The organism is Actinoplanes lutulentus (assembly GCF_003259845.1).
Lineage (GTDB): Bacteria > Actinomycetota > Actinomycetes > Mycobacteriales > Micromonosporaceae > Actinoplanes > Actinoplanes lutulentus.
In genome coordinates, this window is sequence record NZ_QLMJ01000016.1 from 120,878 (window position 1) to 143,641 (window position 22,764).

Genomic DNA, 22,764 nt, shown 5'->3' on the forward strand with positions numbered 1-22,764 from the left:
GGCCGGTTACTGTCGGCGGCATGCCGATCGAGTTCAGTGAAGAGGGCTGGGAGCAGCTGACACCCGAGCAGCGGGAGAGCCTCCGGTTCATCGAGCAGATGACGGGCACCCGGATCAGCGACGGGCCGCCTCCGCCCGGATCACCGCTGGCTCGCGCCACTGCCCTGACGGACGCCCTCCGGGCCGGCCAGATCACCGAGGAAGAACACCGCGCTGCCCTGGGCCGGATCATGGACGAGTCGCTCACCGAGCAGCTCGACGATCCGGCCTGACCGAAGCGCCGGCCTGCCGGATCACCCCATCCGGCAGGCCGTTTCGTTCTCAGCCGCGGCTCAGCCCTGGCGGTGGAGTTTCGCCAGCTCGATGTAGACCTCGGCGTTGGCCGCGATCGAGGCGCGCTCACCCTCGGTGATCGGGCGGCGAACCTTGGCCGGCATCCCGAGAACCAGCGAACCGGCCGGGATCCGGCTCCCCTCCGGAACCAGCGCCCCGGCCGCGACGATCGACCCGGTCCCGATGTGCGCGCCGTTCATGACGATCGCGCCCATGCCGATCAACACGTCATCCTCGATCGTGCAGCCGTGCAGGACGGCCCGGTGTCCGACACTGACGCCGGAGCCGACGCTGACCGGGAACCCGGGATCGGCGTGCACGACGACGCCGTCCTGCAGGTTCGTGCCCGGGCCGATGGCGACATCCTCCAGGTCAGCGCGCACCACCGTCTGGTACCAGACGCTCACGTCGGCCCCGAGCGTGACCCGGCCCGCCACAACGGCGCCCGGTGCCACCCAGGCGGTGGGTGCCACCCGAGGCGCGTGCCCGCCGATCTCGATCATGTTGCCGCCTTTCCGAGAATGCCCCGGGCCACGGTCCCGCGGCCCGCCCTCAGTCTCGTTGACCTCCAGCCCAGCGGGGAGCCCGGTGTCACGCCGATAAGGGGCGTGTTTCGCGGTCGCAGATCTTGGAGATCCGCGGCGAAAGCAGGGCTCGGACGGATAAACCCGTTCGTACCCTGAAAGGGCGAAAGATCTTGAATGTCGGGGTTTCGGCGTGGGATTGTGCGGGCCCGGCCATAGCGTGATCAACCATGCGACTCCTCACCCGTTCCGCGCTCACCCTCGCCATCGCGGCCGTCCTGTCCCCGGCCCTGCCCGCGGCCGCCGCCGCGCCGACCACCAGCCCTTCCGGTACGCCGCAGAGCGGACTGCTGACCGAGAAGGATCTTCCGCAGCGGTACAGACAGGCCACCCAGGATCCGTACGCCCACGTCTTCGCAACGCTCTTCACCAGTGACAAGGCCTGCGGGCTGGCGTTGCCGGAGCAGTCCCGTCGGGCGCTGTTCGTCACGAAGGACAAGTACGCCCTCGATGTCGAGACGCTCACCGAGGTCGTGGCGAAGACCGGCACCGCACGGGATCTCGTCGCCGCGGCCGCCGGCCTGCCGAAGCGGTGCGCAACCTTCGAGACGCCGGAATACACCATCCGCGTCACGCCGGCGGTGATGCCCCGTGTCGGGGACGCGTCGACCGCGCTGCGGGTGGTCTTCTGGATGAAGGCCGCCAGCTCCCCCACCAGCTATGTCGACGTCATGGAGGCCGAGATCTCGGTCGTCGCCCGGCGGGACGTGTCGGTCACCGTGGTCCTGCTCGGGTACTACGAGAAGCACGGTGTCGTGCTGAAGACGGTCACCCGCAAGGCCGTACAGAAGCTCGCGGTGTGAACCGCGAGCTACCGATCAGACCCGGCCGGGGCCCGCGTCGCCGGGTGTGGAGCCGTCCACACAGGCCTCGGCCAGCCAGTCGCCGAGCAGCGGCGCGAACTTGAACAGGTTCTCCCCGTGGACGGCGAGCACCTGACCGCGCCGCACGAACTGGAGGCCGTCGCTGAGGTCCGGGTTGTGCGTGCAGTACAGCCGGCCGACGGCGCGGGGTTCGACGCCGGGCAGTTCCCGGGCGACGTACGCGGTGACCACGTCCAGTGACGCCTGTTCCGCGGCTTCCCGGCCGCCGTCCCACGTCACCAGGGCCGGGTCGACGTCGGCGCCGATCGACCAGGTGCCGGGGGCGGCGACGTGCTGGTAGGTGCCGTCGGTGATCCAGCATTGGAGTGGCGTGTCCACCCTCAGCGGGAAGCTGAAGCGGACGTGGTGCTCCAGCGCGGACGGGGTTTCGATCCCGGCGCCGGCGGCCAGCCCGGACGTGGCGGCTCCGGCACAGATCAGGGCCGCGTCGAAGTCGTTTACGGATTCGCCGGCGGTTACGCGTACCCTCGCGCCCTTGATCTCTTGAATCGTGTCCACGGACGCCTGGCGGATGTGGGGCGCGGCGGCCGCGGTGAGGAAGGCGCGCACCCGGTCGACGCGGATGATGCCGCCCGCCGGATCGATCAAGGCGGGACCGGCGAAATCGGTCGCCGGGAGCCGCAGCAGCGATGATCCGGGATCGACGACCTGGTGATCAGCACCGGACATCGCCATGGCGGAAGCCCAGTCGGCGGCCATGTCGCCGCTGACGACCGTGCCGACGTTGTCGATCAAGGGCTCGCCGGCGCGCTCGCTCCAGCCGGCGAAGAGGCGGCGGGATCGCGCGGCGAGTTCGACCATGTCCGGGTACGCGTGCGCGAGCCGGAAGATCCGGGTGTCGCCGGCCGAGCGCTCGCCCATCGGCGGGCCGGGCTCGTAACAGACGACGTCTACGCCTCGGCGCGCCAGCTCCACGGTCGCCGACAGACCGACGACCCCTCCCCCGATGACCGCGATCTTCACGGTGGTCGACGTTATCAATCCCGGCTATCGTGCCGCCATGCGCTGACGTCTCCCGGTCTGGCTGAGGAGGTCGCCGGCCTGATCAGGCTGTGACCGCGGCAGGCAGCAGGCTGTGGGGGGCGATCACTGGCGTCATAGGATCGCCCGACAGGCAGAGTACTGGAGCGTTGATGACATACCCGCCACATCATCCGTCGTCACCGGGTGACCCGCTTCCGCCGGCCGTTGATCCGTTCGAGACGCCGCAGTACACGCAGGCGCTCTATGAGCAGCCCGATTTCAGTCAGCCGGGTTATCCGATGGCCGCGGCGTTTGCTCCTCCTCCCGCTCCTCCCGCTCCTCCCGCTCCTCCCGCGAAGTCGCGGGCCGTGGCGATCACCCTCCTCTCGGTAGCCATCGCGTTCGTAGTCCTCGTCGGCGGCGGTGTCGTCTTCTATCTGATCGGCGAGAAGCTCTCCGGCGGCACCACCGAAGAGTCCACGATCAGCATCAGCGAACCGGACACCCTCAACGGTCACTCCAAGATCGAGGCCGAGGAGCTGTCGTCGCTCACCACCGACCTGGAGAACGTGGTCTCGGGGTATCCCGGCGCGGCGAACGCGTTCGGGGCCGTCTACGGCTCCCTCGAAGACCAGAAGATGATCGCCGTTCTCGCCTCCGAGGTCGATGTCGACGATCCGCAGCAGATGCTCGACACGCTGTTCCAGTCGTTCAGCGGCGAGAGCCAGCTCACCGGCGTCTCCCCCGCCAGCACCGGTTCGCTCGGCGGTGTGGCGCAGTGCGGCAGCAGCGAGATCGAGAAGGAGGACGTGGCGATCTGCGGCTGGGCCGACGAGGGCAGCGTCGGCATGATCCTGTACTTCTACGAGACCGCGGTGGACGTGAAGGGCGACTTCCCCGGCATGCGCGAGGAGATCGAGACGAAATAGGCCGCCGCGCGAATCGGTCAGCGCGACGGATCCACCATGGTCATGCCGGCCACCGTCGCCTGATCAAAACCGGGCAGCAACGCCGCCGCTTCCTCAAGCCCGACGGTACGTTCGATCAGCCGCTCGGGCCGCAGCAGCCCCTGCTCGATGAGCGCGAGCATCCCCGGATAGTCAGCTGCCGCCATCCCGTGACTGCCCAGCACGTCGATCTCCCACCCGATCACCCGCGCCATCGGCACCCTCGGATGACCGCCGATCGGCGGCAGCAGCCCCACCTGAACGTGCCGCCCCCGCCGCCGAAGACTCAGAATCGCATCGGCGCAGGTCGATTCACTGCCGACGGCGTCCATCGCGACATGGCTGCCACCCCCGGTCAGCGCGGCGACAGCCGCCGGAACATCAGCGCTCCCGGCCAGCAGCGTGTGCTCCGCGCCCAGTTCAGCGGCAACCGCGAGCGCCTCCGGGTTCCGGTCCACGGCGATCACCCGCCCACCCAGCGCCCGCGCGATCATCACCGCGCTCAGACCGACGCCGCCGGCTCCGACGACGGTCACCCACTCGCCTCCGGCGAGCCGAGCACGACCAACCAGCCCACGGTACGCCGTAGCGAACCGGCACCCGAGGCCCGCGGCAGCCGCAAAGCCGACCGTCTCCGGGATGGCGATGAGGTTGGTGTCCGCAGCGTGCAACGCGACATACTCGGCGAACGACCCCCAGTGGGTGAACCCGGGCTGCTGCTGGTCAGGGCACACCTGAGCGTCCCCGGCCAGGCACCACGCACACCGCCCGCACCCGCAGACGAACGGCACGGTCACCCGGTCACCGGCCTTCCAGTGCCGAACCCCGGCACCGACCTCGGCGACGACCCCGGCCAGCTCATGCCCCGGCACGTGCGGGAACACGATGTCGTCGTCATGCCCGGCCCACCCGTGCCAGTCACTACGGCACAGCCCGGTGGCGACGACCCGGACGACCACCCCGCCGGCCGGCGCGACCGGCTCGGCCACCACCCGCACCTGAGGCCGGGCACGAACATCATCAACGACTAGGGCACGCACAGAGCGCATCCTGTCAGCTCTTGCCCGGAAAAGTCATACTGATGGACGACGATATCGGCGGGAGGTCGGCCTTTGCGGGACCATTTTTCGGACTACTGGTTGCTGTACGCCTTCGTCCTCTTCTCCGGTCTGCTCACCGGCGCGCTCTACGTGCAGAACGACTGGGAAAAGAAACGATTCGAGAGCTCGTGCCGTGACCGGGGCGGCCACGTCGAGTCCCAATCTCGCAGCTACCTCGTCAGCGCCTTCGACGGCAACAACAGGTCATACACCTACACCGCGACCAGCACCACGTACTGGTGCCGCAGCGCTGACGGAACGACCCTCGCGACGCGGAAGGATTGACCAGGTGAAACACGACGAACGGCTGTCGTTCGGGGCGGCGGCCGTCGCCTACGCCGAGCACCGGCCCGACTACGCGCCGGCTGCTGTGCGCTGGGCTCTGGAACCCGCTCCCGGGCCGCGGGTGCTTGACCTCGGCGCGGGGACCGGGAAGCTGACCGCCACCTTGGTGGCGGCCGGCGCAGACGTCACCGCGGTCGAGCCCGACCCGGCGATGCTGGCTGAGCTGCGACGCGCGCTGCCCGGCGTCCGGGCGTTGCCGGGCGGTGCTGAGTCGATTCCGCTCGCGGACTCATCCGTCGACGCGGTGGTCGCCGGGAACGCCATGCACTGGTTCGACATGGCCGTCGCCGGGCCGGAGATCGGCCGGGTGCTCAAGCCCGGTGGTGTTCTGGCCGGCCTGTGGAACGTGCTCGACGACCAGGTCGGCTGGGTCGCCGAGCTGGCACGCATCAGTGGCCCCGCCGCGATCGGGCCGCGCGACACGCCCGTGAGCTGGCGCGCCGAGACGGCCGGCCTGCGGTTGCCGGGCACCGCGGTGGCCGAGCAGGCCGGGTTCCCGCACGGCCAGACCCGCACCGCCGCGTCTCTCGTTGCCACTCTCGCTACGCGCGCCGGCATGCTGGTCATGCCGGAGCAGGAACGCCGCGCCGCACTCGGCCGGATCCGCGACTTCCTCGCGAGCCGCCCGGAAACCGCGAACGGCGAATTCACCCTGCCGATGCTGACCTGCGTACTGAGACTCCAAGAAAGCTGAACTCCAAGAAAAGCTCAGAGCCCCGGCGAGCCCAGCGGTAGCGTCAGCGTGAACGTGCTGCCCGCCGGCTTGCCCGGCTGGTAACCCACCGAGCCGTTGTTCGCCTCGGCCAGGCCTTTCACGATGTACAGGCCCAGCCCGTGCCCCTGGATCGTCGGGTCGTTGCCGGACGCCCTGGTGAACCGGTCGAACAAATGCGGCCGCAGCAGCGACGGAATACCCGGCCCGTTGTCGTGCACCGAGATCCGGGCGCGATCGTCCAGCTGCTCCACCGTGATCGCCGTGGCACCACCGGCGTACTTCGCGGCGTTCGTACAGAAGTTCGTGATGATCTGGTGCAGGTGGCTGGGGTGCACCAGGACCGTCATGTCGTCCGGGCAGTGCAGTGCCACGCTGAGATCCAGGCTGCCGGCGATCTCGGTCAGCGCCGCCGCGAGATCAACAGGTTCCGGGGTGGCCTGGAGCTGACCCGCGTCGATCGTGCACATCGTCAGGATCTCGGCGCGCAGCTGGTTGAGGCGCCGGGTCGAGCGGGCGATCACCTCCATCGCCTTGCGGTGCGACGGCACCAGCTGGTCGAGGTCGGCGAGGAGCATGTCGGCGTACCCGCCGATGGTGTTCAGCGGCGTACCGATCTCGTGCGAGAGCATGCCCATCAGGTCGAGCTTCAGCGCGTTCGCGTCGGCGAGCTGGCCGTTGGTGTCCTGGAGCAGGGCGTTGCGTTCGGCGAGCTGGGCCGCGGCGGCGTCGCGTTCCCGCTCGGCGGCCAGGCGTGCGGTGACGTCCTGGACGACGGCGATGAAGCTGACCGGCTGGCCGTCGCTGTCGCGGACCAGGGACATGCCGACCTCGGCGTCGACGACATGGCCGTCGGCGTGCAGCAGGCGCACGTACCGGCCGGTCGGCTGGTCCTCGGTGAACATGTACGCGGCGGTGCGGTGGTTGTCGGCGCGGTCCTCAGGGTGGGTGATGTCGTCGAGGGTGCCGTTCTCCAGGTCCATGACGGTACGCCCGAGAATGTCGGCGAGGGCCGGGTTGACCTGCTGGAACCGGCCTTCCAGCGACAGCGCCGCCTGACCGACGGTGACCAGTGAGAACTGGGTACGCAGGCGTTTCGCGCCGTCGGCGAGCTGCCGTTCGGCGTATTTGCGGGCGGTGACGTCGACGTTGACTTCGAGGATCGCCATCGGCTGGCCGTCGTCGTCGTACTGCACGCCCTGGTGGGAGAGCACGATGATGCGGCTGCCGTCGCTGCGCAGGTGGTCGAGTTCGCCCTGCCACTGGCCGTGGTCGGCGAGCGCCTGGTCGACGATTTCCCGGGACATCGGGTACCGGGTGTCGAGCAACCGATGGGTGCGGCGGCCGAGGACGGCCGCCGAGTTCCAGCCGTACACCGCTTCGGCGCCACGGTTCCAGTACGTGACCTGGTGGTTGAGGTCGCGGACGATCACCGCGGTGGGCGCCAGGTCGAGCAGTTCGGCCTGTTGCCGCAGGCGGGCGTTGTCGCGGTGGCGTTCGGTAACGTCGCTGCACACGCCGTCGACGAAGAGGTTGCCGCCTTCACGGCGCGGGTGCCCGCGGGTCCACACCCACCGGGTCACGCCGTCGCGGCCGATCAGCCGGCTGACGACCTCCGCCGTCTGCCCGGTGACCAGGGATTCGCGGAACTCCAGGAACGTGTCGCGGTCCTCGGGGTGCATCATGCCGGCCATGGCCCGGCCCAGGTCACCGCCGGCCGGCGCGGGGCCGCCGAAGATGCCGGTGTTGTTGGGGCTCGCGTACACCATGCGGACGGCGCCGTCCGGGGTGATGCGTACGGTCCAGAGGAAGTCGCTGAGGTTGCCGACGATCTGGTCGAAGTGCCGCTGGGCACGGCTGAGCTCGAGTTCCAGGTCGACCGCGCGGCGCCGGTGGACGTACTGGCCGATGTGCGCGGCGACCGACTCCAGGGCGGCCACCAGCTCGGGGTCGGCCGGGGTGTCGCGCCGGTCGAAGACGGCGAGGATCCCCACGACGTCGGTGCCGTTGCGCACCGGAACGGCCACGGCGGTGTGCAGTCCGGCGGCGTGCGCGGCCTCGGAGCGGGTGGTGTCGTTGCCGGGCAGCTCGGTGATCCAGCGCGGCGCCGCGTTACGCCAGACCGCGCCGAGAACGCCGTCCTCGCGGCCGAACGCGCGGGTGGTCCGCATCGGCGCGGTCACCGAGGCGTCCCGGGACCAGTCGGCGAGGCGGACGAGCTGCTCGGTGCCGTTGGTCTCCAGGTGCCAGTACTCGACGTACGGCCAGCGCAGGCCTTCGCCGACGCGGGCCACCACGGCCTCGGCGGCGTGTTCGGCGCTCTGCGCGGCGGCGAGGGCACCGGCTACCGCGTACTCCAGTCTGCGCAACTGCTCGCTGCGGCGAGCCGCGCTGATGTCCCTGATGAACGCGTGCATCGCGGTGGGGTCCTGCGGGTCGCGCGCGGTCGCCGACAGCTCGATCGGGAACTGCCGGCCGCCCTCGTGAAGCGCCTGGAACTCGCCACGCAGGCCTTCCGCGCGGGTGCCGACGACCTCGGTCAGCCAGCGGGTGAACGAAGGCCGCTGTCCGGAGACGATCAGCAGCTCGCTGACCGGCCTGCCGAGCGCCTGTGCCTCGCTCCAGCCGAACATCTGCTCGGCCTGCAGGTTCCAGCCGGTCACCCGGCCTGTCGCGTCGGTCGCGACGAACGCCTCCAGGGCGCTGTCCAGAACCCACCTGAGCTGCTGCTTCGCCTCGTGACGCTCCTGCGAGACCGCGATCCGGGCGGCCATCTCACCGGACGCCGCGGCGGCCAGACCTTTGAGCGTGGCCAGGTCCGTCTCCGACCAGGTACGCGTCTCGGTGTCGAAAACGCACAGCGTGCCCAGCACCGAACCGTCCGGTGAACGCACCGGCATCCCGGCATAGGCGACCGCGTGGTACTCGTGCACCGCCGGGTTGTCGCGCAGCAACGGATGCTCGCGGGCGTCGTCGACGACGAGCGGCTCGCCCGATTCGACGACGTGCCGGCAGTACGAGTGCGTGATCGGCAGATGCCGCAGCTCCGGCGCCACCGGGCCGTCGCCCCGGCTGACCGAGCACTGCGACGCGGCGTCCACCAGGTTCAGCAGCGCCACACGGACGTCGAGCAGGCGCATCGTGAGCGCGGTGATCTCGTCGAGGACCGGCGACGGCACGCCGTCGATCAGCCCGGTACCGGCCACGGCGGCCAGCCGGACCGGGTCGGCGATCGCGTCAGGGCGGGCGGGATGCGCGACAGCGGTGGTTTCCATTACCCGCAAAGTCGGCATTTATCCGAGCGACTTGAGCGTGCGGTACTGCTCCAGCAGGAATCGCGCCATCGCGACCCGCTCGTCGAAGGCGTGCCGGGAGCCGTCGTCGCCCACCACGTCGTAGAGGAACCCGTCGAACCCGCTGCGCAGCAGGACCGAGGTGGCGAACCCCTCCCGCACCACCTGATCAAGACCGGTCACTCCCGCAACACCAAGACCATCCAGGTACGCCGGGACGATCGCCGCGCTGATCGCCGGCATGCTCGACGCCGGGGTCTCGCCGGCGTGCACCAGCCCGACAAGCAGCTGACCGAGGTCGAAGCCGAGCGCGTGCGGTGTGCGGAACGACAGGTCGATCACCACGAAGTCGGCGCCGCCGCCGGACGGGACGAGCAGGTTCTGCGGACTGGCGTCGCCGTGCGGCAGCGCCTGCGGGAAACCGTCCAGCCGGTCCAGCAGTTCCGGGATCCGTGCCCCGAGTTCGAGCAGGTCAGCGCGGAGATCACCGTGCTCGCGCAGCCACGGGTGATCCCACAGCTCGTCGCTGCGCAGCGGCCCGAGACCGCGGAAGGTGACCGCGCGCTCCGCGTACATCCGCAGGGCGAAACCGGCCGGGAAATCGCTCACCGCCAGGACTTCCGGCGCCATCGAGCGCGCGTTCCACGAGCCCAGACGGTACGCGGCCAGAGCGTATCGATCGATGTCCCAGCCGACCGGGCTCTGGGCCACGTCCTCCTGCCAGAGCGCGATCCGGTCGTCGCCGAGCTCGACAAGTCTGTGCAGAATCGGACTGCGCAGCCCGTCCGGCAGTGACGCCTGAATACGCGGGTCCCACAGTTCGGTCTCGGTACGCCAGGGCAGCTCGTCAGCGAACGTCGCGGCGATGTGCGGCGGCATGTGTGCCAGACCCGGCCAGTGCCGGACGTGGTGCAGCTGTTTCACGAACATCGACCAGCCGTCGCCGCTCACCCGCCAGAGTCCGCCCGTGGTGGGTGAGCCATACGCGTACGGAAAGGGATTGATCGTGATTGTGGAGGGGTCGATCGGTGTGCCGGCGATGTCGCTCAGGGCGGCGGTGACCTGGTCGGGCGGGACGCCGAGCAGGCCGGACAGGGTCGCGGTGGTCTCCACCGGACTGACGTTATCGTCTCGGGCGCTGGAACTCCTGTCGCGCGATCGTGCGACGGTGAACCGCGTCGGGACCGTCGACGATGCGCAGGACGCGGGCCCAGGCGTAGAAGTAGGCGAGCGGGGTGTCGTCGCTGACGCCGGCGCCGCCGAAGACCTCGATGGCGCGGTCGATGACCCGGGTGGCGACGGCCGGGGCGGCCACCTTGATCGCGGCGATCTCGGTACGCGCACCCTTGGCCCCGTGGTGATCGATCAGCCAGGCGGTCTTCTCGACGAGCAGCCGCACCTGGTCGATCTCAATCCGGGAGTCGGCGATGAGCTGCTGCACAACACCCTGATCAGCGAGGACGGTCCCGAACGCGGTGCGGCTCCGCGCCCGGTCGACCAGCAGCGACAACGCCCGCTCGGACATCCCGATGGCCCGCATCGCGTGGTGGATCCGCCCGGGTCCGAGGCGGGCCTGCGCCAGGGCGAAACCGGCGCCCTCCTCGCCGAGCAGGTTGGCGGCCGGTACGCGTACCGCAGTGAATGTGATCTCGCAGTGCCCATGTTGATCCTGGTAGCCAAAGATCGGCAGCGAGCGGACGACCTCCACGCCCGGGGTGTCCCGAGGCACGATGATCATGGATTGCTGCTGGTGGGGCGGCGCTTCCGGATTGGTCTTGCCCATCACGATGAAGACCTGGCAACGTTCGTCGGCGACGCCGGTGATCCACCATTTGACGCCGTCGATCACGTAGTCGTCGCCGTCGCGGACGATCGACGTCTCGATGTTGGTGGCGTCGGAGGACGCCACCTGCGGTTCGGTCATCGCGTAGGCGGAGCGCAGATCTCCGGCAAGCAGTGGTTCGAGCCAGCGTTTCCGCTGCTCCGGTGTGCCGAACAGGTGCAGAAGCTCCATGTTGCCGGTGTCCGGCGCCTGGCAGTTGATCGCTTCCGGCGCGATCACCGGGGACCAGCCGGTGACCTCGGCGACCGGGGCGTATTCGAGGTTGCTGAGGCCGGAGACGGTGGGCAGGAAGAGGTTCCACAGGCCGCGGTGCCGGGCGTCGCGTTTCAGGTCGGCGAGGACCGGCGGGGTGGCGTGCGGGCCGAGTTCGGCGAGTTGCGCCTTCCAGACGGGTTCGGCGGGGAAGACCCGGTCGTGCATGAACTGCCACATCGCGTCGACCATGTCGGCGGAGAGACGGCTCGGAGCGAAGTCCATGATCAATCCTCCAGGATGTCGAGCCCGGCCGCGGCGATGCGCGCGACCTCGCCGCTCAGGTCGCCGAAGTCCTGGCCGGCCATCGCGCCGTCGCGGACCCGGGCGATGGTGTCCTGGGTGATGACCGCGAACTTGAGGTGCGCGAACGCCAGATAGACCGTCAGGTCGGACAGGTCGGCGCCGGTGGTCGCGGCGTACCGTTCGGCGATCTCGGTCCGGCGGGGGAAACCGGGCGTCGCGGTGATCGCCGGGGCGAGTTTCCAGGGCTGCTCCCCCGGTTCGCGCCAGTAGAAGAGCAGCAACGCCAGGTCCGCCAGGGGGTCGCCGAGGGTGGACATCTCCCAGTCGAGTACCGCGTTGATCACGGCGGGCCGGCGGGCGTCGAGCACGCAGTTGTCCAGCCGGAAGTCGCCGTGCACGAGGGCCCGGGTGGTGTGCCGCGGGACCGTCAGCTTGCTGATCAGCCAGTCGACGGCGGTGACGTCCTCCTTCTTGACGGCCTGCCACTGGGCGCTCCAGCGCCGGATCTGCCGGGCGAGAAACCCCTCGGCCCGGCCGAAGTCGCCCAGGCCGGCCGCCGCGATGTCAACGGTGTGGATTGCGGCGAGGGTGTCGACGAGGTTCCCGGACAGCTCTCGGAAATCTACGGAAAATCCGGGTGGGAACGCGTCCCGCACGACGATGCCCGCTACCGCGGACATCACGTAGCTGGGCACGCCGAGCAGGTCACCCTCGGGATCGGCGAGAAGAACATCAGGCACGGGTACGCCCGAACCGGCGAGAGCCTGCTGCACCCGGCACTCCCGGCCCATGTCGTGGGCGCTGGGCCGCAGCTCACCACTCGGCGGGCGGCGCAGGATCACCTCGCCGGCCGCGGACCGGAGCCGGAACGTCAGGTTGGACTTGCCCCCGGCGATCAGCTCGGCCCGGAAGTCCCGCCAGGCGTTGTCGTGCAGCGCGGCGGCGAGCGCCGGGCCGAGCTTCTCCGGGCGCACCAGCGCGGCGGTCACCGGGTCTCCAGCACGTCACGCGCGATGATCAGCTTCATGATCTCGGTGGTGCCGCCGTAGATGGTGGTGACCCGGGTGTCGGCGTACGCGCGGGCAATCGGATATTCGAGCATGTAGCCGTACCCGCCGTGCAGTTGCAGGCAGCGGTCCACCAGGCGTTTGTGCATCTCGGTGGCCCACCACTTGGCCTTCGCCGCGTCCACCGCGGACAGCTCGTCACGGTTGAAGCGCAGCACCGCGTCGTCGACGTACGCCTGGGTGACCTCCAGTTCGGTGACCATCTCGGCGACGGCGAACTGGGTGTTCTGGAACTCGGCGAGCTGCTTGCCGAACGCCCGGCGGTCCCGGACGTAATCGATCGTCCAGGCGAGGGCGGCGCGGGCTCCGGCGCACGCGGTGACGGCGATGTTGAGCCGTTCCAGGGGCAGGTGGGACATCAGCGCGTGCAGGCCGCGGCCCTCCTCGCCCAGCAGCGCGCCGGCGTCGAGGCGTACGTCGTCGAAGTGCAGTTCCGCGGTGTCCTGTGCTTTCAGGCCGAGTTTGCGCAGCTTGCGGCCCCGGGTGAACCCCGTGGTTCCGTTCTCCACGACGAACAGGCTGAAGGCGCCCTCGCCGGTGCGGGCCACCACGATGACCAGGTCGGCGTTGATGCCGTTCGTGATGAAGGTCTTGGAGCCGTTGAGCAGCCAGCCGTCGCCGTCGCGGACCGCGGTGGCGCGGATGCCCTTCAGGTCGGAGCCGGTACCGGGCTCGGTCATCGCGATCGCGCCGATCCACTCGCCCGAGGCCAGCTTCGGCAGCCAGCGTTTGCGCTGCTCACCGGCGGCCAGGTCGATGAAGTACGGCAGGACGACGTCGGTCTGCGCGGCGAACCCGGCCGCCAGGGAGTTGGCACCGGCCCGGGCCGTCTCCTCGATCATCGCCATCCGGAAGCGATAGTCGGTGATGGCGCTGCCGCCGCAGTCCTCCGGCACCGGCAGCCCGAGATAGCCGAGCTGGCCGGCCAGCAGCCAGATGTCGCGCGGAATGTCGGCGGCCTCCTCCCAGTCGTCCACGTTCGCGGCGACCTCGCGGGCCACGAACGCTTTCACGCTGTCCCGGAACGCCTCGTGCTCGTCGTCGAACAGGGAACGCCGCTCGTACAGGTCGGTCATCACCAGTGCCTCTCAGCGAGATTGACTTAGCGAGCGCTAACTAGAATTCTGGGCGGATCGGGAACCGTCAAGAGGAGTCGTCGATGGATGTCCTGAACGCTTTCCGGCTGGACGGGAAGGTTGCCCTGGTCACCGGGGCCAGTGCCGGGCTGGGTGCGGGGTTTGCGCGTACCCTCGCCGCCGCAGGCGCGGACGTGGCGCTCGTCGCGCGCCGGGCCGGGAGACTCGCGGAGCTCGCGGAGAAGTTGCGGGCCGCAGGCACGCGCGTGATCACCCACGCTGCCGACGTCGGGGACGCGGAGCAGTGCCGGGCGGCGGTGGCGGCGGTCGTGTCCGAGTTCGGCAGGGTCGACGTGCTGATCAACAACGCCGGGATCGGGCATGCGGTGCCCGCGTCGCGGGAGACTCCGGAGGGGTTCGCGGCGGTGCTGCGGGTGAATCTGGGCGGGCCGTTCTGGATGGCGCAGGCCTGCGCGCCGCACATGCCGCACGGTTCGTCGATCGTCAATGTCGCCAGCGTGCTGGGGCACATCGCGCCGCCGTTCCCGCAAGCGGCCTATGCCGCGAGCAAGGCCGGCGTGCTCGGGCTGACCCGCGATCTGGCCCAGGAGTGGTCGGCGCGCAAGGGCATCCGGGTCAACGCTCTGTGCCCCGGCTATTTCGCCAGTGAGATGACCGAGAACGACGATGCCCAGCTGCGCGAGATGGTGGCGCGCAACAGCATGCTCGCGCGGTTCGGGGAACAGGGCGAACTCGACGGGGCGCTGCTGTTCCTGGCGTCGTCCGCGTCGTCCTATGTGACCGGGACCAGCCTGATCGTCGACGGTGGCATGGCCGCCCTCTAGGATTTTCCCAGGGAGGGTTACTTGAGGCAGTGGACGCACTATCCCGCTCTCGATCTGTCGCCGATTCTCGCGGTGTCGCTCGATCAGATCGTCCGGCACGGTTACGACGCCACCAGCGTCCGCAAGATCGCCGCCGAGGTCGGGGTGACCGTGCCCGCGCTGTACTACCACTTCGAGAACAAGCAGGCCATCCTGATGGCGCTGCTCGACCACGCCATGACGACGGTGACCGCGCATGTCGACGCCGCCGTCGCCGAGGCCGGACCCGATCCGGTGGCCCGGCTCAGCGGCGCGGTCGAGGCGATCGTGCTCTACATGGCCCACCACCGTGACCTGGCGTTTCTCGACTCGGAACGCCGGTCGCTGAGCCCGGCGAACCTGGCGCGGTACGTGGAGCACCGCGATCGGATCGAGGGGCTGCTGCGCGACGCGATCGTCTCCGGGTGCCGTGCCGGTGTCTTCCGGACCCCGGCGCCGGCGGTCTGCGGGCGCGCGATCCTCGCGATGTGCCAGGGGGTGGCCGGCTGGTTCGACCCGAGCGGCCCGAAGAAAGCCGAGGAGACCGCGGCGGATTACGTCCGGATCGCGCTGGCCGCTGTGGAGTCAGCGTAGACCGTTATTGTCTGTGTCCATGACGATTACCAGCTCCCGGGCCGACCGCACGCGGGAGTCCCGGTCCCGGATCCTCGACGCCGCGGTCACCTGCCTGCTGCGTGACGGGTACGCCCGGACCAGCACGATCTCCATCCAGGCCGAGGCCGGGATGTCACGGGGCCGGATGCTGCATCAGTTCCCGTCCAAGGAGGAGCTGCTGGTCGCGGCGGCACACCACATCTTCGCGGCGCAGCTGGAGCAGCCGGTGCCGGTCGGGCTGACCGAGCAGATCGCTGACGCCCGCGGGCCGGGTGAGCGGATCGCCGTGGTGGTGGACGTATTGTGGGCGACGTTTCAGGAGCCCAGTTTCTGGGCGGCTACCGAGTTGTGGGTCGCCGCGCGTACCGAACCGGCCCTGGCCGAGGCGATCCGGCCGGCCGAGAAACGCCTGGGCCGGGCGATCTGGACGCGGATGGATGACCTGTTCGGGCCGGACCTGGTGGGGCGGCCGCTGTATCTGCCGGTGCGGCCGGTGCTGTTCACGAGCATGCGGGGGACGGCGCTGAGTTATGCGTTCGACGCCCGTGATCCGGGGTCGGAGCCGTTGCTGGAGCACTGGAAAGAGATCGCGCGGCATGTGCTGCTTTCCTGAAACAGACAGTCTTGACTGTTTCCGCGTTGACGGGTGAGACTCGGGGTCGTCCAGACTTCGAAGGGGATCTCTGTGAGACTCAGTCAGCACGACGTCGCCCTTGTCACCGGCGGCGCCTCCGGTCTCGGCCTCGCCACCGCCCGGGCCCTCGCCGCGACCGGCGCTCAGGTGGTGATCGTCGACCTGCCGTCCTCCGACGGCAAAGCACTCGGTTTTCACTTCCACGCCGGCGACGTGACCAGCGAGGAGTCGGTGAGTGCCGCGCTCGAACTCGCCGCCGGGCTGGGGCAACTGCGGGTCGTGGTGAACTGCGCCGGCATCGGCACGCCGGCCCGGGTGCGCGGCAAGAACGGGCCGTTCCCCCTCGATCTGTTCCGCCGGACCGTCGAGGTCAATCTGATCGGCAGTTTCAACGTGATCCGGCTGGCAGCCGCGCTGCTGGCCGATGCCACTCCCGTCGACGGCGAACGCGGCGTCATCGTCAACACCGCCTCGGTCGCCGCTTTCGAGGGCCAGATCGGCCAGGCGGCCTACTCCGCCTCCAAAGGCGGCATCGTCGGCATGACCCTCCCGATCGCCCGCGAACTCGCCTCGTCGCTGATCCGGGTCGTCACCATCGCGCCGGGGCTGTTCGAGACACCGCTGCTGGGAGGGTTGCCCGAGGAGGCGCGACTCTCGCTCGGCGCGCAGGTCCCGCACCCGGCGCGGCTGGGCAAACCCTCCGAGTACGCCGATCTCGTCAACTTCATCGTCGGCAACCCGATGATCAACGGCGAGACGATCCGGCTCGACGGCGCGATCCGGATGGCACCGCGATGAGCGCTTTGAAGACGCGTTTCACCGAGGCCTTCGGGATCCGCCACCCCATCGTGCAGGGCGGCATGCAGTGGGTCGGCCGCGCCGAACTCGCCGCCGCCGTCTCCCAGGCCGGCGGCCTCGGCATGATCACCGCGTTGACCCAGCCCACGCCCGCCGCTCTGGCGACCGAGATCGAGCGCTGCCGCAAACTCACCGACCAGCCGTTCGGCGTCAACCTGACGATCCTGCCCGCGATCACGCCGCCGCCCTACGACGAATACCGCCGGGTCATCGTCGACTCCGGCGTCACCATCGTGGAGACCGCCGGCTCCAACCCGGAACCCCACATGGAGATGTTCCGCGCCAACAACATCAAGATCATTCACAAATGTACGAGTGTCCGGCACGCCCGGAAAGCCGAGGCCGTCGGCGTCGACGCGGTCAGCATCGACGGGTTCGAGTGCGCCGGCCATCCGGGTGAGGACGACATCCCCGGCCTGGTCCTGATCCCGGCCGCGACCGACCGGCTCAGCATCCCGGTCCTCGCCTCCGGCGGATTCGCCGACGCCCGCGGCCTGGTCGCGGCCCTGGCGCTCGGCGCGGACGGCATCAACATGGGCAGCCGGTTCATGTGCACCGTCGAGTCCCCGATCCACGACAAGGTCAAGCAGGCCATCGTCGACGGCGACGAACGCGGCACCCAGCTGATCTTCCGGCAGCTGCGCAACACCGCCCGGGTGGCCGGCAACGCGGTCAGCCGGGACGTCGTGGAGATCCTGCAGGGCGGCGGTACCTTCCCGGACATCGCACCGCTGGTCGCCGGGTCCCGGGGCCGCAAGGTCTTCGAGGACGGCGACCTGGACGCCGGGATCTGGACCGTGGGCATGGTGCAGGGGTTGATCAACGACATCCCGACGTGTGCCGTCCTGGTGGACCGCATCATCGCGGAGGCGTCTTCGATCATCTCGCGGCGCCTGAGCGAGCTGGTCGCATGAGTGACATCAGCTGCCACCGGGACGGGCCGGTCCTGCGTCTGACCTTCAACCGGCCGCACGTGCTCAACGCCGTGACCCCGGCCGTCCTCGACGACCTGACCGAGCTGCTCACCGAGACCGCCGAGGACCCGTCGGTCCGGGTGATCGTGCTCGCCGGGGCAGGCCGGGCGTTCAGCTCCGGCGCCGATCTCACGGCCGTCTCCGACCTGCCACCGGAAGCGACCCTGCAGGCCGCGAACCGGCTGATCCGCTGCCTGGGCACCCTCCCGCAGCCGGTCGTCGCCGCCGTGCAGGGCCCGGCCGCCGGAGTGGGCGCGTCCATCGCCCTGGCCTGCGACCTGGTGCTGGCCTCGACGACCGCGTTCTTCCAGCTCGCCTTCGTCAACATCGGCCTGATGCCGGACGGCGGCGCGACCCTGCTCGTCCCGGCGAACATCGGCCGCGCCCGAGCCCTGCGCCTGGCGCTGCTGGGCGAACGCCTGCCCGCGGCTCTCGCCGCCGATTGGGGCCTGATCCACCAGGTCGTCGAGCCGCCGGAACTCGCCGGCGCCGTGGACGAGCTCGCCACCCGGCTGTCCCGGGCCGCTCCACTCGCCCTCGCCGCCGCCAAACGGGCGGTCAACGCGGCGACGCTGGGCGGCCTGGAGGACAGCCTGGAGCGCGAGCTGATCGGCCAGTCGGCGCTGCTGGGCAGCGAGGACTTCCAGTCCGCGGTGACGGCCTTCCGGGACAAGCAGACGCCGTACTTCGCGGGCCGATGACCGGAGAGACCCTGATGGACGGTGACGAGGTAGGCGCCCGGCTGCGGCGCTGGCGGCTCCGCCGGGGGCTCACCCAGCGCGTCCTCGGCGAACTCGCCGGTTACACCCAGGGATACATCGCACAGATCGAGAACGGGCTCGCGCCGCTGGACCGCCGGGCCACCCGGGAGTCGCTCGCCCGGGTCCTGCAGATCCCGGTGGGCGAGCTGACCGACCGGCCCGGCGACGATCGGCGCCTGGTCCCGGGCCGTTAGAGGGCGGCCTCGGCCTTGCCGCGCATGATGCAGAACTCGTTGCCCTCCGGGTCGGCGAGCACCGCCCACCCCGCTCCATCCGGCTTGCGCCGGTCGTCCACCACGGTCGCGCCCAGCTCGATGATCCGCGCCAGCTCCTCGTCCCGGGTGCCGTCGGCGGGGCGCAGGTCGAAGTGGAGCCGGTTCTTGCCCTGCTTCGCGTCCGGCACCTCGACGAAGAGCAGCCGGTGCCGCCCGTCCGCGGAGAAGATCAGGCACTCCTCGTGACCCGGCTCGTTCGGGTCCTCCGGGTCCTCCCGGTAATCCAGAACGCCCTGCCACCACCGGGACAGGGCGTACGCGTCGGTGCAGTCCACGTTGGTGTGATCGATATAGGAGACCATCACAAGATCGTCCCATGGACGCGATCGAGCGGCGCCTATCGGCCAGGACGACGCCGCGCGGCCGCGGGATCGACAGAAGATGATCAAGGGCCGTATCCTCGGGCGGCATTCACGACACGGGGGCTACATCATGGGTTCGCTTCATCTTCTCGCGGCGGTATCGCTGCTCGGTCCATCGGTCGCCGCGGCGCCGGACGACATCACACCTCCGGTCGTGACCTCCACCGGTCTCTCCGACGGCCAGTCCGTCGGACGGGGTCAGCGCCTCCACCCGATCTGGACCGACGACTCCGGCGTCACCAAGGTCGACCTGCTGCTGAACGGCGTCGTCGTCCGCACCTACTCGGACGGCAAGCAGAACCAGGGCGTCTACCTGACGGTGCCGGCCAAGCTGCACGGCACCGACGCGGACGTCACGGTCCGGGCCTTCGACGCGGCCGGAAACCACGGCGAGGCCACCAGCCGGGTCCGCGTCGACACCCAGAACCCGCTGGCCACCGTCTCGCCACCGCTGGAGTCGTTCATCGGCGGCGTAACCACCTTCACCGCGACCGGCGTCTCCAGCGACCTCGCGCGGATCTCCCTCTGGGATTACGCGACCGGGCGCGAGGTGGCCTCGGCCACGGCCGCCCCCTGGACGATGACGTGGGACACGGCCGGACGCGACGGTGGGGCCTGGGTGCAGTTCCAACTCACCGACAAGGTGGGAAACGTCGCCCTCATCTCCGGCTTCTACGCCATCGACAACACCGGACCGGCCATCTCCCGGCTTGAATTCCCGCGGCAACCGGACGGCAGCGTCGTGGACGGCCGGATCAGCGGCCGGTCCCGGCTGACCGCCGGGGTCTACGGCCCTTCCCCGCTCGACCGGGTCGAATGGTGGGTGGACGGAACGCTGCGGTCGACGAACCGCACTCCGGAGGACGGCTCGTACCCGGCTCCCTTCTTCGACTGGGACACCCGGGGCCAGAACCGGACGGCCGTGCTCCAGGTCCGCGCCTACGACACGCTCGGCCATCGGGCGACCATCACCCGCCGCATCGCCATCGACAACACCGGACCGGCGATCACCGCGATCACGCCGGGCAACCGGGCCCTCGTGCGCGGTGGCACGATCCGCACCACGGTGCAGGGCGCCGACCCGTCCGGCATCCGTGAGGCGTACCTGCTGGACGCCTACACCGTGACCACGCCGCCATACACGATCCAGGCCTCGGCCGGTAAGGACGGCCTGCGCACGCTGACCTGGACGCTCACCGACCGGCTCGGCAACACGACCACGGCCAGACGGGTCGTCGTCGTGGACAACACCAAGCCGAAGGCGAAGATCACCAAAGCCCCGGCCGGCGGCGCGAAGGTCAAGGGAACTGTCAAGATCGCGGTTTCCGCCACCGACCGCAACGGCATCAACCGGGTCGAACTGCTGATCAACGGCAAGGTCGTCGCGAAGGACGCCAAGGGGCCGTACACCTTCTCCGTCAAGACCAAGAAGTACGGGAAGAAGATCAAGGTCCAGATCCGTGTGTACGACAAGGCAGGCAACGTCACGAAGACCAAAACCCGGACCTGGCGTCGATAAACGGGTGAAGGCGAATCGGGCCCGCGTGTCGTATTGTCGGACGGTGCCCGATCCCGTGACCAGCCGCAGCAGCGCGGCCACCAAGCGTCCTGCCGCCGGCCCGCTGCGCAACAGCGCCCTCAGCCAGCCGCTCAAGACGAAGGCCGAGAAACGCGCCGAGGCCAAGGCCAACAAGGCGCGCGCCCAGGCCCGGCAGAAACGAAACCAGACGCTGACCGTGGTCGGCTCCGCGGTGGTCGTGCTGGCTCTCGTCGTCGGGCTGATCGCGTGGATCAGCAACACGTCGTCGAACTCGACGGTGGCCCCGGCCGCCGCGAGCGCGGAGGCCGCCGCCGCTCCCACTGCGACCGAGCCCGCCGCGACCGAGCCGGCCGCGGCGTTCCCGCCGGTGCCGGACGGCGCCGACCCGGCCCTGAGCACGAAGCCGGCCGCGACAAAGGGCTCCGGCACGCTCAGCAAGCTCACGACGAAGACCCTCATCGAGGGCAAGGGCGCGGCGGTCGAGTCCGGCCAGACGATCAACGTGAACTACGTGGGCGTCACCTACGCCGACGGCAAGGAGTTCGACTCGTCCTGGAGCCGCTCGGAGGCGTTCAGCTTCCAGATCGGCAGCGGCGGCGTCATCCAGGGCTGGGACCAGGGCCTGATCGGGGTCAAGGTCGGCAGCCGGGTCCAGCTCGACATCCCGGCCGACCTGGCGTACGGCGACAACCCGACCGGCGGCCAGCCGGCCGGCGCGCTGCGCTTCATCGTCGACGTCCTGTCAGCCTCCTGATCGGGGCGCTTCGAAGCGCCCCAGCCAGGTGGTCAGCAACGCTTCCAACTGGGCGGCCTCCTCGGGTTTCAACTCCTCGAGGAGCCGCCTCTCGTTGCGCATGTGCTCGGCGAACGCCTGGTCGATCAGCTCGCGCCCGGCCGTCGTCAGGGCCACCACGCGCCCGCGCCCGTCGGTCGAGCTCACCCGGCGGGTGACCAGCCCGTCGCGCTCCAGCCTGTCGATCCGTTTGCTCATCGCCCCGGTGGTGACCATGGTGAACACCGCCAGCTCTCCCGGCGCGCGTTCGAAGGGCTCCCCCGCACGCCGCAGAGCGGCGAGGACGTCGAACTCCCCCTCGCCGAGCCCGTACCGCCGGTAGACCACGCACAGCTGCTCGGTGAGATGGGCGGCGACCCGGTGCAGCCGCCCGATGACGCCCTGTGGCGACACGTCGAGGTCCGGCCGCTCCCGGGCCCACTCACGCTGGATCCGGCCGACGTGGTCAAGGTTCTCGGTCACAGCCCTGACTATATATCTTCCCGGGAAGCTACATTGTCTTCCATGGAAGCTAAACTGCGCTGGACGCTGATCACCGCGCTGGCGCCGATCACCTGGGGCACGACGTACTACGTCACGCACCAGTTCCTGCCCGCCGACCACCCGCTGTACGGCGCGGCCCTGCGAGCCCTCCCGGCCGGCCTGCTGCTCCTGCTGATCAACCGCCGGCTCCCCCGCGGATCCTGGTGGTGGAAATCGCTGGTCCTCGGCACCCTCAACATGGGCGCGTTCTTCGCCCTCATCTATCTGGCCGCGCAGACCCTGCCGACCAGCATCGCGTCGACGATCATGGCGCTTTCTCCGGTCGTACTCATGCTCTTCGCCTGGAGCGCGCTGCGCGAGAAACCGCGACCGGCCCACCTGGCCGGAGCCGCGATCGGCATCGCAGGCGTCAGCCTCATGCTGTTCACCGGTCCGGTGGCCGTCAACGCGACAGGCGTCCTCGCCTCGGTGTCGGCCATGGTGATGTCGTCGTTCGGCTACATCCTGGCGAAAAAATGGAGCGCCGGCACCGACGTCTTCTCCCTGACCTCGTGGCAACTGATCGCCGGCGGCCTGATGCTGACCATCGCCGCCGTCGCCGTCGAGGGCACACCGCCGCGGGTCAGCGGGCAGGAGTTCGCCGCCTTCACCTACGTCACGGTCGTCGCGACAGCCCTGGCGTTCGCGGCGTGGTTCACCGGCCTGCGCCACCTGACCGCCGGCACGGTAGGCCTCATCGGCCTCCTCAACCCGGTCACCGGCGTCCTGCTCGGCGTGGTCCTGGCCGGCGAAACCCTCAGCCCCCGCCAGCTGCTGGGCCTCACGCTGGTCTTCGCCGGCATCCTCCTGGGCCAGGCGGTCAGCTCGCGCTTCCCTTCAACCCCCTCGGGTACGCCCAAAGCCCCGCGAGTCCCCACCCCCGCCCCCGCCGCCCCCAGCAAGTGACCCACCCGCACCCAGC

Annotated in this window: 25 protein-coding genes; 15 read left to right on the forward strand and 10 right to left on the reverse strand. The window is 69.9% G+C overall.

The features are described from left to right. The first annotated feature begins 20 nt into the window (after nucleotides 1-20). Nucleotides 21-272 (forward strand): KRAB domain-containing protein, encoded by a 252-nt coding sequence (locus B0I29_RS30235; protein WP_111652519.1) that lies wholly within the window; start codon nucleotides 21-23, stop codon nucleotides 270-272. A gap of 60 nt (nucleotides 273-332) precedes the next feature. On the opposite strand, the gene B0I29_RS30240 is transcribed toward B0I29_RS30235, so the two are convergent. Next, nucleotides 333-836: a gamma carbonic anhydrase family protein gene (locus B0I29_RS30240; RefSeq protein WP_111652520.1), complete on the reverse strand. Its 504-nt coding sequence runs from the start codon at nucleotides 834-836 to the stop codon at nucleotides 333-335. 251 nt (nucleotides 837-1,087) lie between these two features. Between B0I29_RS30240 and B0I29_RS30245 the strand changes: the two genes are divergently transcribed. Next, nucleotides 1,088-1,720 (forward strand): hypothetical protein, encoded by a 633-nt coding sequence (locus B0I29_RS30245; protein WP_111652521.1) that lies wholly within the window; start codon nucleotides 1,088-1,090, stop codon nucleotides 1,718-1,720. Nucleotides 1,721-1,735: 15 nt separating this feature from the next. On the opposite strand, the gene B0I29_RS30250 is transcribed toward B0I29_RS30245, so the two are convergent. Continuing rightward, nucleotides 1,736-2,764 (reverse strand): NAD(P)/FAD-dependent oxidoreductase, encoded by a 1,029-nt coding sequence (locus B0I29_RS30250; protein ID WP_181558044.1) that lies wholly within the window; start codon nucleotides 2,762-2,764, stop codon nucleotides 1,736-1,738. Between the two features lie 170 nt (nucleotides 2,765-2,934). Between B0I29_RS30250 and B0I29_RS30255 the strand changes: the two genes are divergently transcribed. Then, entirely contained in the window at nucleotides 2,935-3,693 is a 759-nt protein-coding gene (locus B0I29_RS30255; RefSeq protein WP_146616923.1) for a hypothetical protein, read from the forward strand. Between the two features lie 17 nt (nucleotides 3,694-3,710). Here the strand turns inward: B0I29_RS30255 and B0I29_RS30260 are convergent, their stop codons facing one another. Then, nucleotides 3,711-4,760 carry a zinc-binding dehydrogenase gene (locus tag B0I29_RS30260; RefSeq protein WP_220091432.1) on the reverse strand — a complete coding sequence of 350 codons (1,050 nt, stop codon included), beginning with the start codon at nucleotides 4,758-4,760 and terminating at the stop codon, nucleotides 3,711-3,713. A gap of 63 nt (nucleotides 4,761-4,823) precedes the next feature. Between B0I29_RS30260 and B0I29_RS30265 the strand changes: the two genes are divergently transcribed. Further along, the gene (locus B0I29_RS30265) at nucleotides 4,824-5,096 is read left to right on the forward strand and encodes a hypothetical protein (protein WP_111652524.1); all 273 of its coding nucleotides are present in this window, start codon (nucleotides 4,824-4,826) and stop codon (nucleotides 5,094-5,096) included. Nucleotides 5,097-5,100: 4 nt separating this feature from the next. Continuing rightward, a complete protein-coding gene (locus B0I29_RS30270) occupies nucleotides 5,101-5,850 on the forward strand; it encodes a class I SAM-dependent methyltransferase (protein ID WP_111652525.1) in 750 nt (249 codons plus the stop codon). Between the two features lie 14 nt (nucleotides 5,851-5,864). Here B0I29_RS30270 and B0I29_RS30275 read toward each other — a convergent pair whose 3' ends face one another. Genes B0I29_RS30275 through B0I29_RS30295 form a run of 5 tightly spaced genes read right to left on the reverse strand, consistent with a single transcriptional unit; the run spans nucleotide 5,865 to nucleotide 13,645 of the window. Further along, nucleotides 5,865-9,143, reverse strand: a complete 3,279-nt coding sequence (locus B0I29_RS30275) for a PAS domain S-box protein (RefSeq protein WP_181558045.1) — start codon at nucleotides 9,141-9,143, stop codon at nucleotides 5,865-5,867. A gap of 18 nt (nucleotides 9,144-9,161) precedes the next feature. Beyond that, on the reverse strand, nucleotides 9,162-10,274 hold the full coding sequence (locus B0I29_RS30280) for a hypothetical protein (RefSeq protein WP_111652527.1): 1,113 nt from the start codon (nucleotides 10,272-10,274) through the stop codon (nucleotides 9,162-9,164). Between the two features lie 10 nt (nucleotides 10,275-10,284). Then, entirely contained in the window at nucleotides 10,285-11,481 is a 1,197-nt protein-coding gene (locus B0I29_RS30285; RefSeq protein ID WP_111652528.1) for an acyl-CoA dehydrogenase family protein, read from the reverse strand. A gap of 2 nt (nucleotides 11,482-11,483) precedes the next feature. Continuing rightward, entirely contained in the window at nucleotides 11,484-12,491 is a 1,008-nt protein-coding gene (locus tag B0I29_RS30290; protein ID WP_111652529.1) for a phosphotransferase family protein, read from the reverse strand. Next, nucleotides 12,488-13,645, reverse strand: a complete 1,158-nt coding sequence (locus B0I29_RS30295; RefSeq protein ID WP_111652530.1) for an acyl-CoA dehydrogenase family protein — start codon at nucleotides 13,643-13,645, stop codon at nucleotides 12,488-12,490. The genes B0I29_RS30290 and B0I29_RS30295 overlap by 4 nt, the downstream gene beginning before the upstream one ends. An 83-nt stretch (nucleotides 13,646-13,728) precedes the next feature. Between B0I29_RS30295 and B0I29_RS30300 the strand changes: the two genes are divergently transcribed. The 7 genes from B0I29_RS30300 to B0I29_RS30330 all read left to right on the forward strand — a co-directional run bounded on the left by B0I29_RS30300 (nucleotide 13,729) and on the right by B0I29_RS30330 (nucleotide 18,544). Then, nucleotides 13,729-14,490, forward strand: coding sequence for an SDR family NAD(P)-dependent oxidoreductase (locus tag B0I29_RS30300; RefSeq protein ID WP_111652531.1), 762 nt, complete (start codon nucleotides 13,729-13,731; stop codon nucleotides 14,488-14,490). Between the two features lie 21 nt (nucleotides 14,491-14,511). Then, nucleotides 14,512-15,102: a TetR/AcrR family transcriptional regulator gene (locus B0I29_RS30305; RefSeq protein ID WP_111652532.1), complete on the forward strand. Its 591-nt coding sequence runs from the start codon at nucleotides 14,512-14,514 to the stop codon at nucleotides 15,100-15,102. A 19-nt stretch (nucleotides 15,103-15,121) separates the two neighbouring features. Further along, nucleotides 15,122-15,736 (forward strand): TetR/AcrR family transcriptional regulator, encoded by a 615-nt coding sequence (locus tag B0I29_RS30310; RefSeq protein WP_111652533.1) that lies wholly within the window; start codon nucleotides 15,122-15,124, stop codon nucleotides 15,734-15,736. 72 nt (nucleotides 15,737-15,808) lie between these two features. Then, nucleotides 15,809-16,555 (forward strand): SDR family NAD(P)-dependent oxidoreductase, encoded by a 747-nt coding sequence (locus tag B0I29_RS30315; protein WP_111652534.1) that lies wholly within the window; start codon nucleotides 15,809-15,811, stop codon nucleotides 16,553-16,555. Then, nucleotides 16,552-17,529, forward strand: a complete 978-nt coding sequence (locus tag B0I29_RS30320) for an NAD(P)H-dependent flavin oxidoreductase (protein WP_111652535.1) — start codon at nucleotides 16,552-16,554, stop codon at nucleotides 17,527-17,529. Before B0I29_RS30315 ends, B0I29_RS30320 begins: the two co-directional genes overlap by 4 nt. Continuing rightward, nucleotides 17,526-18,290, forward strand: a complete 765-nt coding sequence (locus B0I29_RS30325; protein WP_111652536.1) for an enoyl-CoA hydratase-related protein — start codon at nucleotides 17,526-17,528, stop codon at nucleotides 18,288-18,290. The genes B0I29_RS30320 and B0I29_RS30325 overlap by 4 nt, the downstream gene beginning before the upstream one ends. Then, complete coding sequence (locus B0I29_RS30330) at nucleotides 18,287-18,544, forward strand: helix-turn-helix domain-containing protein (RefSeq protein WP_111652537.1); 258 nt, start codon at nucleotides 18,287-18,289, stop codon at nucleotides 18,542-18,544. The genes B0I29_RS30325 and B0I29_RS30330 overlap by 4 nt, the downstream gene beginning before the upstream one ends. Here B0I29_RS30330 and B0I29_RS30335 read toward each other — a convergent pair. Beyond that, the gene (locus tag B0I29_RS30335) at nucleotides 18,541-18,927 is read right to left on the reverse strand and encodes a VOC family protein (protein ID WP_111652538.1); all 387 of its coding nucleotides are present in this window, start codon (nucleotides 18,925-18,927) and stop codon (nucleotides 18,541-18,543) included. The genes B0I29_RS30330 and B0I29_RS30335 overlap by 4 nt on opposite strands. A 130-nt stretch (nucleotides 18,928-19,057) precedes the next feature. On the opposite strand from B0I29_RS30335, the gene B0I29_RS30340 reads away from it, so the two are divergent. Continuing rightward, nucleotides 19,058-20,506: an Ig-like domain-containing protein gene (locus B0I29_RS30340; RefSeq protein ID WP_146616924.1), complete on the forward strand. Its 1,449-nt coding sequence runs from the start codon at nucleotides 19,058-19,060 to the stop codon at nucleotides 20,504-20,506. A gap of 43 nt (nucleotides 20,507-20,549) precedes the next feature. Then, a complete protein-coding gene (locus tag B0I29_RS30345) occupies nucleotides 20,550-21,281 on the forward strand; it encodes an FKBP-type peptidyl-prolyl cis-trans isomerase (protein WP_111652540.1) in 732 nt (243 codons plus the stop codon). Here B0I29_RS30345 and B0I29_RS30350 read toward each other — a convergent pair. Next, the gene (locus B0I29_RS30350) at nucleotides 21,270-21,782 is read right to left on the reverse strand and encodes a MarR family winged helix-turn-helix transcriptional regulator (protein WP_111652541.1); all 513 of its coding nucleotides are present in this window, start codon (nucleotides 21,780-21,782) and stop codon (nucleotides 21,270-21,272) included. The genes B0I29_RS30345 and B0I29_RS30350 overlap by 12 nt on opposite strands. Nucleotides 21,783-21,824: 42 nt before the next feature. Between B0I29_RS30350 and B0I29_RS30355 the strand changes: the two genes are divergently transcribed. After that, on the forward strand, nucleotides 21,825-22,748 hold the full coding sequence (locus B0I29_RS30355; RefSeq protein WP_111652542.1) for a DMT family transporter: 924 nt from the start codon (nucleotides 21,825-21,827) through the stop codon (nucleotides 22,746-22,748). The last annotated feature ends 16 nt before the right edge of the window (nucleotides 22,749-22,764 follow it).